Raw genomic sequence first — 13,907 nt, forward strand, 5'->3', positions numbered from 1 at the left:
CCAGAAAAAGTTGACAGCGGTGAGGTATCGTATGATATGATAGAGGAGCTGGACGAGATTCAGGACCTAGAAAGGGATGCACAGGAACTATACCCGCTCATTGTTGCCTTTCTGAATGATGAGGGAATCGGATTTCGAGCAACCAGTACTGGTATTGAAGAAAATGAGTTAGATAACAGTATTCTTCGAAATGCGCTCAAAGAATCGTTCCGGACATCCAGAGAGGAAGAATAGGCTTTGTTAAAATCCTCTTCTTCAGATACATTATAGAGACGGCAAGGCGAATACACCCGCCTTTAGGCGGGTGATGAAGCCGACATGGTGGGAAGCTATCCACTAGCCGAACGTCTGTACAGAGTTTCACAGACGGAGATTTAACTGACAGGCCGCTCTATCTGAAGGTAGGAATCGGTCGGAACGGAGCGGATTCCGGACCGTCCTTCAGAGGCGGCCTGTCCGCCCGCGTAACGAGACAGTATCTGAAAGGGTAGTCGGTGAACGCTACATCCTCGAAGGGTGTGTCTGTGCCGACCGCTCAAAGCACGCGACACGATATCCCCAACTCCGCTGACGCCTGCTGGCGCCCCCGTGGCAAAAACAACATTGGGACGCCATACATGGTCGAGGATAGGGGTAACGGCGGCTTGGCACCGCCAGCAGTCCACCACATCGACGCTGTGGGACTACCCGTGCCCGAAAGGTGTGGTAGTCCGGTGATCGGACTGGAAACCTGAAACTCCCACCGCTCGGGATTCCTCCGCGTTTACGCGGAGGAGGATGTCAACACCTGAAACAGCCGGTCGATGGGAACTGCGTACTGAAGATTGAGTGTGGAAACATCGACTGCTGAGGATTTCAACGGACCATCCGAGTCTACTAAACACTAAGTTGCGTCCCCCCCCGAGCGCCTACACCCGGTTCCGGCGCGTCACCGTGCGGTGTACCGCCCCGGAGACGCCGAACACCACCGCGAAGAGGACCGCGTACGTGTAGCCAGAGACGGCCGCGAACGGGACCGTCCCGATCCACGCCGCACCGCAGAGCAGTCCGCAGACGACGGCGAGCCCCATATAGTACTCGCTCCACAAGATCTCGTTCTCGGGGACGACTTCGAGGTACGCCTGAAGCTCTCGACTCTCCTCGGTCAGCGAGACGATCCCTCTGTTCGGCTCGTAGTCGATGAACCCGCTCTCCGCCAGCTTCGGCAGGTGAGACTGGTGGAGCGCGGTGTAGACGCGCTTCCGCTGTTTGTACGTCACCTCGTTGATTTCGAGGTCGTTCTCCCACGCCGCCAGCTGCTCGGCGATGTCGCGGACCCGGGCGTCATCCCCGTGTTCTTCCAGATAAGTGACCACGTTTCGTCGCCGTGCGTTGCTCAACGCGGTGAAAATCTCGCCGCGCGAGGGTCCGTCTCGGTCGGTCTCCCGGTCCTGTTCGGTGGCGATTTGTGGTGTCATACTTGTGTTGAACGGGGACCGGACCCTCTTCCGCGAGGACGTGCCTGTCTCTAATAATTACTATATCCAACATAAGTGTATGACCTTATATACCATGGTACTTTTATCTAAACCCGTCCGCAACGTGAACTGAAACCGATCGCGAGACCCGATTAGACGGTCGGCGGACGGTCCGCCGCGGACGCTCCAGTTCGAAGCGGATCGCGCCGCCTCCGCAGCCGCCCGATCCGACCGTGGGAGCCGCGTACCGGTCCGGTCCGCGACCGGTAAGCGTCGCATACATACAACCGCTTGACGCCAACGTTGACCAACGTCACGTGACGCGGGGGATACAACGACTGTGTTTATTGACGGCATGGAAGTGTGAGGATTCAGGTTATAGGTGTGTGCTCTGTATTGAGCACTGTCGAGTGGGTGATTCACCAAAGTAGCTTTTGTCGTCAGTTATAGTAGCGCTGTCCGATGACACCGACACAATCCTCTCGACGTGCTGTGTACCGTCGCATCGCCCAGACGTCCTACTACGACTGGCCAGCCTATCATGCGACGCCCCTCTACGACCGGAGTTCAACAGCCGGCCTTGCTGAAGATGTCCGGGTCCTCGCGACCGTCTGGTTCGACCACGACGCCCACGACTCTATCGAAGCGTTCGTCGCTCACTGGCCGCTAGCCTACGTCGAATTCGACGCTCACGACCGCTACACTGGGAGCACGACGTACGAGATGGTGGTGCTATTCCGTGGGTTTCTCCTCAAGGAACTCTACGGGTGGGACTACGAAACGGCACTCTGCTCGTATCTGTAAGACCGACCCTCTCTCCGCCGTCGCCTCGGGTTCGAGACTGTGCCCGACCAGTCGACGCTCTGGCGGAGTTGGCACTATCGGTTCACCTCCGACCTCCGCGAGTGTATCGAAACTGCCGCGCGGACGATCCTCTTCAAAGCGTCCGACGCTGGGGTCTCGGTTCCACGGACCCCGCCGCGTACAATTCCGCGTCGCCAGACCGATGACGACGAGACGACCGGCCCATCTGCGTTCGAGCGCAAACAACAGCTCACGACTCACGTCAGCCACCTCGTCTATCCGGTGTTTTCGCTCGACCGCGCGAGTGGTTGTGCTATCCACGAGAACGCGTTTTGGAACCTACAAACGTATCTCGGCCTTCAAGAGAACCTCGCCGCCAATGAGGGCGCCCGCAGCTTCCGCTACGACACGACACGCGAGCGGACGCCTCTCGGTCATAATCATCGAGACCAGATACGATCCCTGTCTATCGAGCGCATCCGTGAGATGTATCGCGGGGCTGCCCAGCGACTCGTCAATCGGACGGCCCAGATGCGAAGCCTGTACCAGCGCAGCTGTATCGCTATCGACACGACGGAAGCCGACCCGTTCACCGGTGACCGGACGGGCCACAAAGACGAGATTATCGGCACGAAAGAGAAGACCGCCGAGTACGCCTATCAGTGGGCGACCGTCCAGCTCGTCGGTGATTCCGTACCACTGGTTCTTGACGCACGTCCCATCCGGAAGGGTGACACCCGCCTAGAGATCGTCGAGGACCTCCTCGACTCAGCAATAGAGCTTGTCGACGTTGACCGCGTGTTCATGGACCGAGAGTTCGACAGCCAGCATATAGTAGACGTTAGAAATAGTTGCTCACTTTTGGGATAGAAATTTGGTCAAGAGCGGTGTCGATCGCTGTTGTAAGTTCACCGAGTGAGTCGAAGAACCGGTTGCTGAGAGCTGCTTGGAGCTGTCTCCAACATTCCTCGATAGGGTTCAAATCCGGCGAATATGACGGGAGCGTCACAAAGGCGAGGTTGTCACGGGCCGCGAGGTCCGTGACGGCCGATGCCTGAAAATACGGTGCGCCATCGAGCACGACGATCAGATCCTCTTCAAATTCGTCACATAGTGCTAAACTGAAATGTTTTGCGTGATCGGCGGTGATGTACTCGGTAAGCCGTGAGAAAAAGCGATCGCCGTCCTCGGTGATTGCGCCGAGCAAGCACGTGTACTCCCGTTGACCGGATAATTCAACAGAAGGCCGCGTGCCGCGCGGAAACCACGCGGCACGCGGCTCGACTTGGACGGATTTCTTGGTTTGATCGATACAGACTACTGTGGCGTCCATCTCTCGCTGCTTTTTTTGATCTCGTCGTGAAACGCTTCTTGGTCGTCTTCGTCGGATTCAGCGGCTGAACGGCGTGGTTTTTGATAACTCAATCCCGCTTCTTTCAACAACCGCCGGCAGCTTGGGATTGAGTAGTCGACGCCGTACGTTTCTTCAAGATATTCTTGTGCGAGCGCCGGCGTCCACGCCGGCGCGTCAACGCCGATCTCTTCGGGTGATTCGTGGACTGTTTGTTCAAACTCTTTTTGCTGTTTTTCTGATATTTTTCGTTTCCGACCAGATCGGTGAGCATCTGTAACAGCTTGTTCAAGCGGTTCGTCGGTATCGAGTCGGTTGAGCCAGTTATAGATCGTCTTTCGCTCTGTGTCGTACCACTCGGCAAGTTCGGTTTGCGTGACGCCGTTTTTGTACGCGATCGCAGCTAACAGCCGTTGAGTCGGCTTGTTTCCATCAACATTGTCAAGCGCCTCTTGGAGTTCTTTGACGGAGATCTCGTTGAGGTGATCCATTACAGGCAACATATCTCTCTGAGTAAAAAGTTCTACCGACTACTATAGGTCTGGGACAGGCTGAATCGACGCCCGTGGAGACTGCGACCGCTGTGGAAACCGATGGAGGACAGTCTTCGTCGGTTCCTGTAAGTCGCGTCGTTGAAACGGGAAGCCTCGGGGCTTGACCCCGAGGCGGTTCACCCTGTGACTTCGTCTCGTCGTCGCGATCACCAAGTACGAACGCGGAGACAATCCGAGAAGTACGATCATCACGGTGTGAGAAGAGTTCTATGACACCCTCAAACCGTTTCAGCAACGCCGAAGCAGAAACTGCCAACGAGCGACTCAGATCGTTCGCATTCGGATGGAATCAGCTTATCTGAACACAACCAGCACAACACCCCCCCTCGTCTCATTCGACTCTTTTTCCATGCGGAAGTACTGTAATAACCGTTCGTTTCTACCATGATCGTAATCCGTGTGACAAGGTCACAAGATATTTATTAATTCGTCCGAAACCGCGGTTGGTGTACGCAAAAGTCAACGGGATCGAACTCTACTACGAGGTTCATGGCCCGGACAACGCGCCAGCCATCGTGTCACTACATGGCGGGCCCGGCATCAGTGATCACCAGAAGGGGAAGGAGGCATTCAAGCCGCTTACCGACAATTACCGGTTGGTAGTGTACGATCATAGGGGCTGCGGCCAGTCTAGTGTGACCGAGCCCTACTCGAATGAACAGTACGCAAAGGACTGCGAGGGGCTAATTCAGCATCTTGGCCTCGACGAAGTAGTCTTAATCGGCGGCTCGTACGGAGGCTTCATCACGCAAGAGTACGCCGTCCGCTTTGGCGACCGCGATCACTTCAAGGGGTTCGTGCTCCGGGACACCGCGGCGTCGAACGCCTATGAGAACAACTCGGTCAAGAACGCTCGGGAGTCTTGGGACGCGATGAAGGCCCGAGATTTCGATCTGCCAGACATCACGTGGGAAGAGTTCATGAGAGTGATGGACGGGAATGTCGAGTCCGATGAGGAATTCGAGCGGATATGGCTGGGAATGCTTCCGCTGTACGCGCCAAACCTCGACGAGTTCGACGAGGAAGCAGCTAAAGAGGCGATTGCCGAACGAAGGTTCCACTACGAGACCCACAACGAGATGTTCACTAACGCATATCCGAATATGGACTACACCGAAGACCTCCCAGGCCTGAAGATTCCAGGGCTGGTGACTGTTGGCCGCCACGATTGGATTACACCACCGGAAGCCAGCATCGAAATTGCCGATCTCCTGCCCGACTCCCGGCTTGAGATTTTCGAGGAGAGTGGCCACTCGCCAAATCTCGATCAGCAGGACAAATATATCGCCCGAGTTCGGGAGTTCTTCGAGGAGATTGGGTTTGGAGAGCAGTACGAAGACGACGGGGCTGAAACAGAGGCTGATGGTAGCACATAAGTTACCCGCCGCGACGCCATCGAACTGACTCACAAACCGTTCCACAGGCGTCGCACAATGGAGGACCAGGGAATTCAATAGCGATGTTGGCCATATTGGCTATCGTAACCGTGTAGATAGAATTTTCCGCTTTGCGGAATTATTTATTCCTACTAGATAAGAGTGTGGTAAGCTATGAAAACCGATTCTAACTCGCTGAAATCTGTTGAACGCTCGTTCCGAGTTCTGGAGTTCGTCAGGGATAATGAGCCCGTCTCTCTCACACGGATTTCGAAAGAACTCGACGCATCTAAGAGTACAATACATCGTCACCTCTCTACGTTGGTCTCTATTGGTTACCTGATTCGGAAGGATGGGGTCTACCGTGTTTCCTGTGAGTTCCTCAGCTACGCGAATCGAATCCATCTCCGAGATCCCTCCTATCCGATAATCAACCGGAAGGTTCAGGAATTGGCCGACGAATCCGAGGAACTCGTTCAGTTCACGACGGACGAAAGGGGGCGACTCGTTTATTTGTTCAAGCAGACTGGACGCAACGGCCTTTTCTCCCGATCTGACGCACGAACTTTCAGGCCTCTTCACTCGACCGCAGGGGGGAAGGCTATCCTCTCGACGTGGCCACGCGAGAAAGTTGAGGCGTACATCGATCGGAACGGTCTTGAAACAATTACCGAGCGGACGATCTCCAGTGCTTCGACCCTCTTCGAGCGACTCGAAGAAGTCCGGGAGCGAGGCTACGCAACCAACCGTGAGGAGACTGTCGAAGGACTTGGAGCGGTTTCAGTTCCAATAAAAGACCCGAATGGGGAAATGATCGGTGCATTGGGCATCTCAGGACCAATCAACCGTGTCCTCAACGGGGACAGTGAGTACCCCCAAATTCTCCTTGACGCAAAAAAAGAGCTAGAGCTCACAATCCGACTGCTGTGAGTGTATGGCAAATGTTAGCATGATAAAACGGCGTTCCGTTTTGTGATACGTTCACACATTTAAAATCTCAAATAAGCCGACTATTACACCAGTACGATTGTAATGGCCTTGAATTCAGTCCGTTATACAGAATGTAAATTCTGTTTTATGGGATAACAATGCGGCTCTTACATGATCTCTCAGTAATTTAAACACAATAATTAAATTTTGACACTTTCTACTGGAATTCGGCAGGATCACATCAGCTTGGACGTACTCTGTTCTACTATCCGAAACAAAAATACGCGGAAGTGATATGATGAACAGACTGCCGTTAGTCCGGGAAGTTGTCCTGTGGCTCCTGTAGCTCGTGGGCTGTCTGAACGTACGTTTGTTTCAACCAGCCCCTCACGAAACGCCTGTCATCGCTGTCGGCGTGGGCGAAGCCACACGTCGGGTCGTACTGAGCAACGAGGCTGTGGCTCGTCGCTGGGTCCTGCTTGAACTGGCCGTCTTCAACGAGGTAGAGCCATGCCAGAGTTCGGGAGGGTTCTGTAATCGCACCGTTTGCGATCTCAGGATCGGTTCCGCCTTTCGAGGAACTGTAGTTCGGTGCCTGCCAAACACCGGACAGCGAGCATACGGCGGCCTGTTTGCGGGTCGAAATGGTCGGCAATCTGTGAGACTCCGTCGGTTCGATACCGGCGGGCTCATGCGACCTTACAGGTCGTAGATATCAGCGTACTTCTGCTCGATGCGGTCGATAAAGTACTCGGTTGTGAGTCGCTCACCAGTGGCCACCTCTGGCAGTTCGTCGGTTGGGTAGCGCTTTCCGTGGCGGTGGACGTGTTCTTCCATCCACTCTTGGATCTCATCGAACCGACGGTCCCGAACCAACTCCTCAAGCGACGTATCGAAGTCCGCCTCGAGATACCTCTGAAGTTGTGCGGAGAACACCGTCCCCAGTGAGTACCCTTGGAACGTGCCGATGCGACCGATGCTCCAGTGAATGTCCTGTAGACAGCCCTCACTGTCGTTTTCGGGCCGGATACCGAGGTACTGCTCGTACTTATCGTTCCAAACTTCAGGGACATCCTCAACTTCGAGTTCGCCGTTCAGGAGCGCACGCTCGATTTCGAACCTGACGACAATGTGAAGATGGTACGTGACCTCGTCGGCCTCGACACGCGTGAGGTTGTTCTCGTACACCTGATTGGCGGCCTCGTAGGCCTCCCGTGGAGTCACGTCCGAGAGCCGCGGGAAATGTTTCTGAACGACGGGAAGGAACTGCTCCCAAAACGCCTCGGAACGACCAACGTGGTTCTCCCAGAAACGACTCTGCGACTCGTGAATCGAGTGGCTCCGGGACTGACCGAGTGGACCGGGGAACTCGTCGGCATCGAGCCCCATCTCGTAGGTTGCGTGTCCATACTCGTGAAGTGAGCTGTCCAGCCCATCGACGGGCGAGTGGTCGTGGAATCGGGTCGTGATACGCATGTCGTACCGATTGCCGTAGGAGAACGGGTGTGGCGACGTGTCGAGGCGCGCGCGGTCCCAGTCACACTGGACGAATGAGAGAGCGTCTTTCGACAGCTCCATCTGCGTGTCTGCGTTATAAGGGCCATGTTTGATAAAGGGGCCAGAGGGGTCTACATCGCTATCCCGAATTTCCTCGATGAGGGGAACGAGCGCCTCCTTGAGATTGTCGAGCACTCGTTCGGCAGTCTCGACACCGACGTAGGGCTCGTACTCCTCCAACATGACCGCGAACGGCTCCTTGTCTGAGTCGATCTGGTCGGCCTGTTTGCGTTTGAGTTCCAGTAACTCCTCGAGGTAGGGGGCGAACGTGTCGAAGTCATCGTTAGCCTTGGCCTCCTCCCAAGCGTCGTTGGCCTCGGAGATGACCGTGTTTATGTCTTCTGTGAGGCCCTGGTCCACGGCCGCCTTCCGCTCGTGTTGCCGCCGGACTTCCCGGACGACGGCCTTCTTGTCATCGTCTAGGTCGGCGTCGGTGACGGTATCGAGCCATGCCTCGACATCGTCGCCAGTGAGTGCTTCGTGTTGTAGCGAGGAAACGAGCCCACGTTGGGTCGACCGCGCAGGCGTCCCGCCGGGTGGCATCATCACCTGCTGGTCCCAGAACAGGAGATTGTCCATCGTCTCAAGCGTGCCAATTCGTTCGGCCCGGTTGAGGAGTTTCTGGTACGCGTCTGCTGGGGGTACGGAGTCCATAGATACATGTTACCGTACGACAATAAAACAGTACGTCTACCCGCCACTCTGGCCGCTATCTTTTCGTCGGTCGTAACTGCTCCCGGGACAGGTTGGAGATAGGTTTATTTCAGTACAATCGTCAGGTCTGATCGTGACAGATATTGCGTATCTCGTCCCCGGGAAAGGATTGGAATCGGCCGAGTTGGACCGCCGTGAGCGTATTGCTAACGGACTGATTACCGCCGACGTGACGGTCGTCGACGCAGACGACGGGCCGCTCTCGATCGAGAGCGAAGTCGAACACGAATGGTGTGTGCGGAGCCTGCTCCGTCTACTGAGAGAGAACCGAGACCGCTACGACGGATTCGTCATTGGATGCTTCGGCGACCCAGGCTTGGCAGCGGCTCGGGAGTTCGTCGACAAGCCCGTTGTCGGGCCTGCGTCGGCGACGTTTCACACCGCGGCACAACTCTCCGATCGGTTCTCGTGTCTGACAATCCGCTCGACACCAGCTTCGAAACGGCGGCAGATATTCGCCGACCACCTCGGCTCACAGCTGGCGAGTGTTCGCGTCGTCGAACAGGGTGTGCTCAGCGTTGACCACGAGTCGGCGGAACTCATTCAGAAGATGCGACGTGAGGCCGAGACGGCCGTCGAGGAGGACAACGCCGAGTCAGTCGTCCCGGGCTGTATGAGTCTCGCGTTCATGCAGGTCCACGACCGGGTCGCCGATGACCTCGGAGTCCCGTTCCTGGATCCTGTGCGTATAAGCCTCGGGACAGCCGCAATGTGGGCCGAACAGGAGCTGTGTCATAGTCAGGTTACCTACCCAGCTTTCTCGGAAGAGCGGGAAGCGAGCCTGTTTGGGTAGGGCCGGCCACGCGGCCACCCCGGTGTTCGGTTACTCCCGATGGAGGTGGCAGGCAGCGTACCGACTCGCTGCCTGCGCCGACTGCAGTTCGTACGCCGGTTCCTCCCGTGCGCAGATGCTCTGCTCGGCGAAGGACTCGGTGAGTAGGTTCGTGGCCCTCTCCCACTCCTCAGCGAGGACGTAGTCGACGGCCTCGTCGACGACGGCGCCCGCTTCGGCACCGATAGTCACCCCGTTGAAGAACTGGCTCTCGACGGATGCGCGGTCGTCTGGATCGAAGGCTCGACGCTTGACCGTGCGCATGAACTTCCGAACTGCCGCCCACGCGTCGTCGTCAAGGTCGTAGGTCGCAGGGGCGATAAGCTCGGGACAGCGTGTACGGAACCGGCAGCCTGACGGCGGGTCGACCGGGTTCGGCACGTCGCCCTGTAGGATTGTCCGTAATCCCGCCTTCGAGGGGTCGGGAACCGGGATGGCCGACAGTAGTGAGCGGGTGTAGGGGTGTTTCGGGTCCTCGAACAGTTCCTCCTTCTCTGCCAGTTCCACGATCTGACCGAGGTACATCACCGCAACCCGATCGGAAATATGGCGAATCACTGACAGGTCGTGGCTAATAAAGAGGTATGTGAGGTTAAAATCATCCTGTAGCTCTCGCATCGTGTTGAGTACCTGAGCCTGGATGGACGCGTCCAGCGCGCTAGTTGGCTCGTCACAGACAATGAAGTCCGGATCGACCGAGAGCGCACGTGCCAGGTTGATCCGCTGGCGTTGCCCGCCCGAAAACTGGTGTGGATAGCGATTGTAATGCTGGGGGTCCAGGCCGACTGCTTCCAGCAGTTCCCGGGCTCGCTCCTCGCGCCCCACCTTATCATAGAGGTCGTGAGCCTTCATCGGCTCCTCCACAATCGGTCCAACCTTCATCCGAGGGTTGAGTGAGGACTGCGGGTCCTGAAATATCATCTGCTGGTCCTTGCGGGTGCGGCGTAGTTGGCTCTTTGTGAGGTCAGCGATGTTCCGGCCTTTGAAGTAAATATCCCCATCGGTGGGCTGGAGTAGCCGGAGGATCGTCCGTCCGAGCGTGGACTTGCCGCATCCGGACTCACCGACAAGTCCCAACGTCTCCCCGCGCTCGATTTCGAAGGAAACATTATCTACTGCCTGGACCTGTTCGACGTTACGCTTGAGTGGAAACCCACCGCTCAGGTCGAACTCAAGAGTGTCAAACACGCCACTGCCTGTCGAAAAGTATTTTTTGAGGTTCTCCACGCGGAGAATCGGTTCCTCGCTCTCGACCTCGCTCATTCGTTCCCCTCCGTCACCTGTAATTCCTCACCAAACTGGTCACTGTCGGACTGTATCGGCGTACTGTGCTCGTAGTCGACGTCGAAGGCATCGTGTTTTACACACGCTGCGTTGTGTCGGTTGGCGGTGTCGCTGACGTTCCGTGGCTCCGGGTTAAACTCCCGGCAGACTTCTCGGGCGTCGGGACACCGCGGGTGGAACCGACAGCCGGAGGGTGGGTCAATGGCCTCAGGCATGACGCCCTTGATCGGGGTGAGTGACTCGACGGTCTTGTCGGGTCGGGGGACGGAGTTCAACAAGGCCTCCGTGTAGGGATGCTCGGTGTTGTCGAACAGGTCGTGTACCTCCGCTTGTTCGGCCATCTGCCCGAGGTACATCACGTTCACGCGGTCACAAATGTCCGCGACGACGGCGAGGTCGTGCGTGACCCACACGAAGCTCGTGCCGTACTCGTCCTGGAGGTCAGAAACCAAATTCAGTATTTGGCCCTCTACGGTCACGTCAAGCGCTGTCGTCGGCTCGTCAGCCAAGATCAGCGACGGTTGGCACGCGATCGCCATCGCGATGAGGACCCGCTGGCGCATCCCTCCCGAGAACTCATGTGGATAGTCATCGAACCGGTCCTCGGGTTTGGGGAGGTCGACCTCCCGGAGTGTCTCGATCGCCACGTCCCGTGCGTCCTTCGGCGGGAGGTTCCGGTTGATTTCGATGAACTCCTGGAGTTGGCTACCGATAGTAAAAACCGGGTTGAGGCTCTCCATCGGGTCTTGGAAGATGGTCGCGATCTCTCGGCCCCGGATGCGTTTCCGGAACTCCTTATTTGAGAGAGTCTCCGGGCTCCGTCGGCGCTGCCCGTCTGGGCCCTGCTCAAAGCTAATGAGGGTTTCGCCGCGGAACTGGATCTCGCCGCCGACGATCTCACCTGGTGACTCGACCAGCCTGAGAATACTGGAGATAGCGACGGACTTTCCAGCGCCAGACTCGCCGACGAGGCCGACGGTCTCCCCTTCGTGAACGTCGAATGAGATGCCGTCGACGGCGCGGACGGTTCCTTCGGCGGTTTCGAACTGTGTCTGAAGGTTTTCGACTGAGAGTAGTGGTGTGTTGGTTGCCATTATGTTAGTTTTCGAGGCGCGGGTCCAGCGTGTCGCGAAGCCCGTCGCCGAGAATGTTGAACGCCATCACGGTGGTCAGGATGGCTAGCCCCGGCCAAACCGAAAACCACGGAGCCGGAAGCATATAGTTGCGCGCGATCGAGAGCATTTGGCCCCACGACGGCGTCGGGGGCTGGGCGCCGAACCCCAAGAATGACAGCCCGGCTACGATCAGGATGTTGGTCCCCATCTGGAGTGTCGTCTGGACGACGACCGGCGCGAAGCTGTTCGGGATGATGTGGCGCAACAGGATGTTCCGATCTTTCACGCCCGCGGCTTGGGCGGCTTCAACGTACGTCTCCTCGCGGATGCTGAGCACCTCCGAACGAATCAGCCGGGCGAAGATCGGAATCGAAATGATGCTTACCCCGATCATAGCGTAGATGAGCTCCCGGCCGAACGCGGCCATAAATGCGATCACGAGCACCAGGAACGGGATGGAGTAGAGTACTTCCACGAACCGCATCAGCGCGTCGTCGACCCAGCCGCCGTAATAGCCGGAGACAGCGCCGACAGTGGTTCCGACGACCACGCCGATGGTGGTCGAGACCAGCGCAATCTGAATGGCGATCCGGGAGCCGTAGAGCAACCGGATCGCAATGTCCCGACCTCGTGTGTCGGTTCCCAGCGGGTGGGCCAGCACGCCATCGCCAAACTGGTTGCTCAGCCCAGCCGGCGGCAGGAGCGGTCGGGTGCCAGCATTGTTCTGTAGCGGGTGATAGAGGTATGTCTCTGCCAGCCGGTAGTCGAGGAGCTCGGCGTCAACGAACGCGAACAGCGCCATCGCCGAGATGATCGCGATCAGTACGAGGCTGATCCGGGCGGTCGTGTCCTGAAGCAGACGAGAGAGGGCATAGGAGGCTCCCACACGAGACTCGTACTCCTCGCTTTCGGCCTCTTGTGTTTCAGTCGCCATCACTCCTCACCCTCGTAAGTGACGCGGGGATCGAGGTACGCGTAGGTCAGGTCGGTGAGCAGCGTCCCGATAACAAACATGACGCCGAAGAACAGCGTCGTCCCCATGATGAGCGCATAGTCCTGCGTGCGAACTGCCTGAATGATCAGCCGGCCCATCCCGTTGATGTTGAAGACGGTCTCGGTCAGCACCGCCCCGCCCAACGCAGAGGTGAGCTGGAGCCCGATGATGGTGACGACGGGCAACTGCGCGTTGCGGAACGCGTGTTTCCGGGTGATGACGGACTCCTTCACCCCGAACGCACGGGCCAGGTTGACGTAGTCCCGGCCGAGCACTTCGAGCATCGACGACCGCTCGATGCGGGAGACCGCCGCCATCTGGAGCGTCCCCAGCGCGACGGTGGGCATGATGAGGCTCTTGGCGGTTTGGACCAGCACGTCGATCCTAGAGGTGGCTCCTTCCACCTCCGAGATCGGACTCAGTGGCATCACTAGCCCGTTCGACGGGAGCACCTGGAGGTGGTAGCCGAACACAATGATCAGGAGCAGTCCGATCCAGAAGTTAGGGGTGCTAACACCGATTAGGGAGACGACGCGGGAGCCGTGGTCGACCGGCTGGTTCCGGCGACGTGCAGAGACGATGCCTAGTGGGATTGCGACGCTGAGGGCAAAGGCGAAGCTCGACGCCAGTAGTAAGAGCGTAACAGGCAGGCGCTCTAAGATCTTAGTCGTGACCGGGACGCCGTAGTGGATACTGCGTCCTAGGTCACCGCCTAATGCCGCGAAAATGTATTTGACGTATCGTACGTACAATGGCTGGTTGAACCCGTAGCGGTCCTCGGCGGCAGCGATGAGTTCCTCGCTCGCGGTGGGGCCGAGCATCACTTCCACCGGCGAGCCGGGCATCGCGTTGATCAGGAGGAACGTGATCGATGTGATGCCGAGGAGCACCGGAATCGCCTGGAGCAGCCGTTTGATAGTGTATCGTAAGTGCGACATC

The 13,907-nt window shown here is 57.5% G+C and carries 12 protein-coding genes and 3 pseudogenes; 7 read left to right on the forward strand and 8 right to left on the reverse strand.

All coding sequences use genetic code 11. From position 1 onward, the window contains the following. Positions 1-36: 36 nt before the first annotated feature. Positions 37-234: a hypothetical protein gene (locus EXE51_RS06120; RefSeq protein WP_137692242.1), complete on the forward strand. Its 198-nt coding sequence runs from the start codon at positions 37-39 to the stop codon at positions 232-234. Between the two features lie 674 nt (positions 235-908). Here the strand turns inward: EXE51_RS06120 and EXE51_RS06125 are convergent. Beyond that, a complete protein-coding gene (locus tag EXE51_RS06125) occupies positions 909-1,457 on the reverse strand; it encodes a hypothetical protein (RefSeq protein ID WP_137692243.1) in 549 nt (182 codons plus the stop codon). A gap of 462 nt (positions 1,458-1,919) precedes the next feature. On the opposite strand from EXE51_RS06125, the pseudogene EXE51_RS06130 reads away from it, so the two are divergent. Beyond that, a pseudogene (locus EXE51_RS06130) lies at positions 1,920-3,104 on the forward strand (transposase); the annotation flags it as partial. Here the strand turns inward: EXE51_RS06130 and EXE51_RS06135 are convergent. Next, positions 3,103-4,103, reverse strand: a protein-coding gene (locus tag EXE51_RS06135; RefSeq protein ID WP_137692244.1) for an IS630 family transposase whose coding sequence is annotated in 2 segments (ribosomal slippage) — positions 3,103-3,611 and positions 3,611-4,103 — 1,002 coding nt in all. Because the reading frame shifts where the segments join, the coding sequence is not laid out codon by codon here. The pseudogene EXE51_RS06130 and the gene EXE51_RS06135 overlap by 2 nt on opposite strands. Before the next feature lie 44 nt (positions 4,104-4,147). Between EXE51_RS06135 and EXE51_RS18220 the strand changes: the two are divergent. From EXE51_RS18220 to EXE51_RS06155, 4 genes and pseudogenes are all read left to right on the forward strand, one after another. Then, a pseudogene (locus EXE51_RS18220) lies at positions 4,148-4,270 on the forward strand (RNA-guided endonuclease TnpB family protein); the annotation flags it as partial. A 114-nt stretch (positions 4,271-4,384) separates the two neighbouring features. Then, a pseudogene (locus EXE51_RS06145) lies at positions 4,385-4,468 on the forward strand (IS6 family transposase); the annotation flags it as partial. A gap of 144 nt (positions 4,469-4,612) precedes the next feature. Then, positions 4,613-5,542 carry an alpha/beta fold hydrolase gene (locus EXE51_RS06150; RefSeq protein ID WP_094583722.1) on the forward strand — a complete coding sequence of 310 codons (930 nt, stop codon included), beginning with the start codon at positions 4,613-4,615 and terminating at the stop codon, positions 5,540-5,542. Positions 5,543-5,716: 174 nt separating this feature from the next. Beyond that, positions 5,717-6,472: an IclR family transcriptional regulator gene (locus tag EXE51_RS06155; protein ID WP_094583721.1), complete on the forward strand. Its 756-nt coding sequence runs from the start codon at positions 5,717-5,719 to the stop codon at positions 6,470-6,472. A 313-nt stretch (positions 6,473-6,785) separates the two neighbouring features. Here the strand turns inward: EXE51_RS06155 and EXE51_RS06160 are convergent, their stop codons facing one another. Together EXE51_RS06160 and EXE51_RS06165 are read right to left on the reverse strand one after the other, a co-directional pair. Beyond that, the gene (locus EXE51_RS06160; RefSeq protein ID WP_137692245.1) at positions 6,786-7,127 is read right to left on the reverse strand and encodes a hypothetical protein; all 342 of its coding nucleotides are present in this window, start codon (positions 7,125-7,127) and stop codon (positions 6,786-6,788) included. A 44-nt stretch (positions 7,128-7,171) separates the two neighbouring features. Continuing rightward, the gene (locus EXE51_RS06165) at positions 7,172-8,683 is read right to left on the reverse strand and encodes a carboxypeptidase M32 (RefSeq protein ID WP_094583720.1); all 1,512 of its coding nucleotides are present in this window, start codon (positions 8,681-8,683) and stop codon (positions 7,172-7,174) included. A 133-nt stretch (positions 8,684-8,816) separates the two neighbouring features. Here EXE51_RS06165 and EXE51_RS06170 point away from each other — a divergent pair, with 133 nt between their 5' ends. After that, the gene (locus tag EXE51_RS06170) at positions 8,817-9,536 is read left to right on the forward strand and encodes an aspartate/glutamate racemase family protein (protein ID WP_094583298.1); all 720 of its coding nucleotides are present in this window, start codon (positions 8,817-8,819) and stop codon (positions 9,534-9,536) included. A 30-nt stretch (positions 9,537-9,566) separates the two neighbouring features. Here EXE51_RS06170 and EXE51_RS06175 read toward each other — a convergent pair whose 3' ends face one another. The 4 genes from EXE51_RS06175 to EXE51_RS06190 are packed head-to-tail and all read right to left on the reverse strand — an operon-like array spanning position 9,567 to position 13,906. Then, positions 9,567-10,838, reverse strand: a complete 1,272-nt coding sequence (locus EXE51_RS06175) for an ABC transporter ATP-binding protein (protein ID WP_137692246.1) — start codon at positions 10,836-10,838, stop codon at positions 9,567-9,569. Continuing rightward, positions 10,835-11,953: an ABC transporter ATP-binding protein gene (locus tag EXE51_RS06180; protein WP_137692247.1), complete on the reverse strand. Its 1,119-nt coding sequence runs from the start codon at positions 11,951-11,953 to the stop codon at positions 10,835-10,837. The genes EXE51_RS06175 and EXE51_RS06180 overlap by 4 nt, the downstream gene beginning before the upstream one ends. A gap of 4 nt (positions 11,954-11,957) precedes the next feature. After that, positions 11,958-12,908 (reverse strand): ABC transporter permease, encoded by a 951-nt coding sequence (locus EXE51_RS06185; protein WP_094583301.1) that lies wholly within the window; start codon positions 12,906-12,908, stop codon positions 11,958-11,960. Beyond that, the gene (locus tag EXE51_RS06190; RefSeq protein WP_094583302.1) at positions 12,908-13,906 is read right to left on the reverse strand and encodes an ABC transporter permease; all 999 of its coding nucleotides are present in this window, start codon (positions 13,904-13,906) and stop codon (positions 12,908-12,910) included. Before EXE51_RS06190 ends, EXE51_RS06185 begins: the two co-directional genes overlap by 1 nt. Between the last annotated feature and the right edge of the window lies 1 nt (position 13,907).

This window comes from Halorubrum sp. CGM5_25_10-8B (assembly GCF_005435095.1).
Classification (GTDB): domain Archaea; phylum Halobacteriota; class Halobacteria; order Halobacteriales; family Haloferacaceae; genus Halorubrum; species Halorubrum ezzemoulense.

Bases quoted from the DNA above. Each gene is read 5' to 3' on its own strand.
- EXE51_RS06120 (WP_137692242.1), top strand. From the start codon at position 37: ATGATAGAGGAGCTGGACGAGATTCAGGACCTAGAAAGGGATGCACAG.
- EXE51_RS06125 (WP_137692243.1), bottom strand. From the start codon at position 1,457: ATGACACCACAAATCGCCACCGAACAGGACCGGGAGACCGACCGAGAC.
- EXE51_RS06155 (WP_094583721.1), top strand. From the start codon at position 5,717: ATGAAAACCGATTCTAACTCGCTGAAATCTGTTGAACGCTCGTTCCGA.
- EXE51_RS06165 (WP_094583720.1), bottom strand. From the start codon at position 8,683: ATGGACTCCGTACCCCCAGCAGACGCGTACCAGAAACTCCTCAACCGG.
- EXE51_RS06175 (WP_137692246.1), bottom strand. From the start codon at position 10,838: ATGAGCGAGGTCGAGAGCGAGGAACCGATTCTCCGCGTGGAGAACCTC.
- EXE51_RS06180 (WP_137692247.1), bottom strand. From the start codon at position 11,953: ATGGCAACCAACACACCACTACTCTCAGTCGAAAACCTTCAGACACAG.
- EXE51_RS06185 (WP_094583301.1), bottom strand. From the start codon at position 12,908: ATGGCGACTGAAACACAAGAGGCCGAAAGCGAGGAGTACGAGTCTCGT.
- EXE51_RS06190 (WP_094583302.1), bottom strand. From the start codon at position 13,906: ATGTCGCACTTACGATACACTATCAAACGGCTGCTCCAGGCGATTCCG.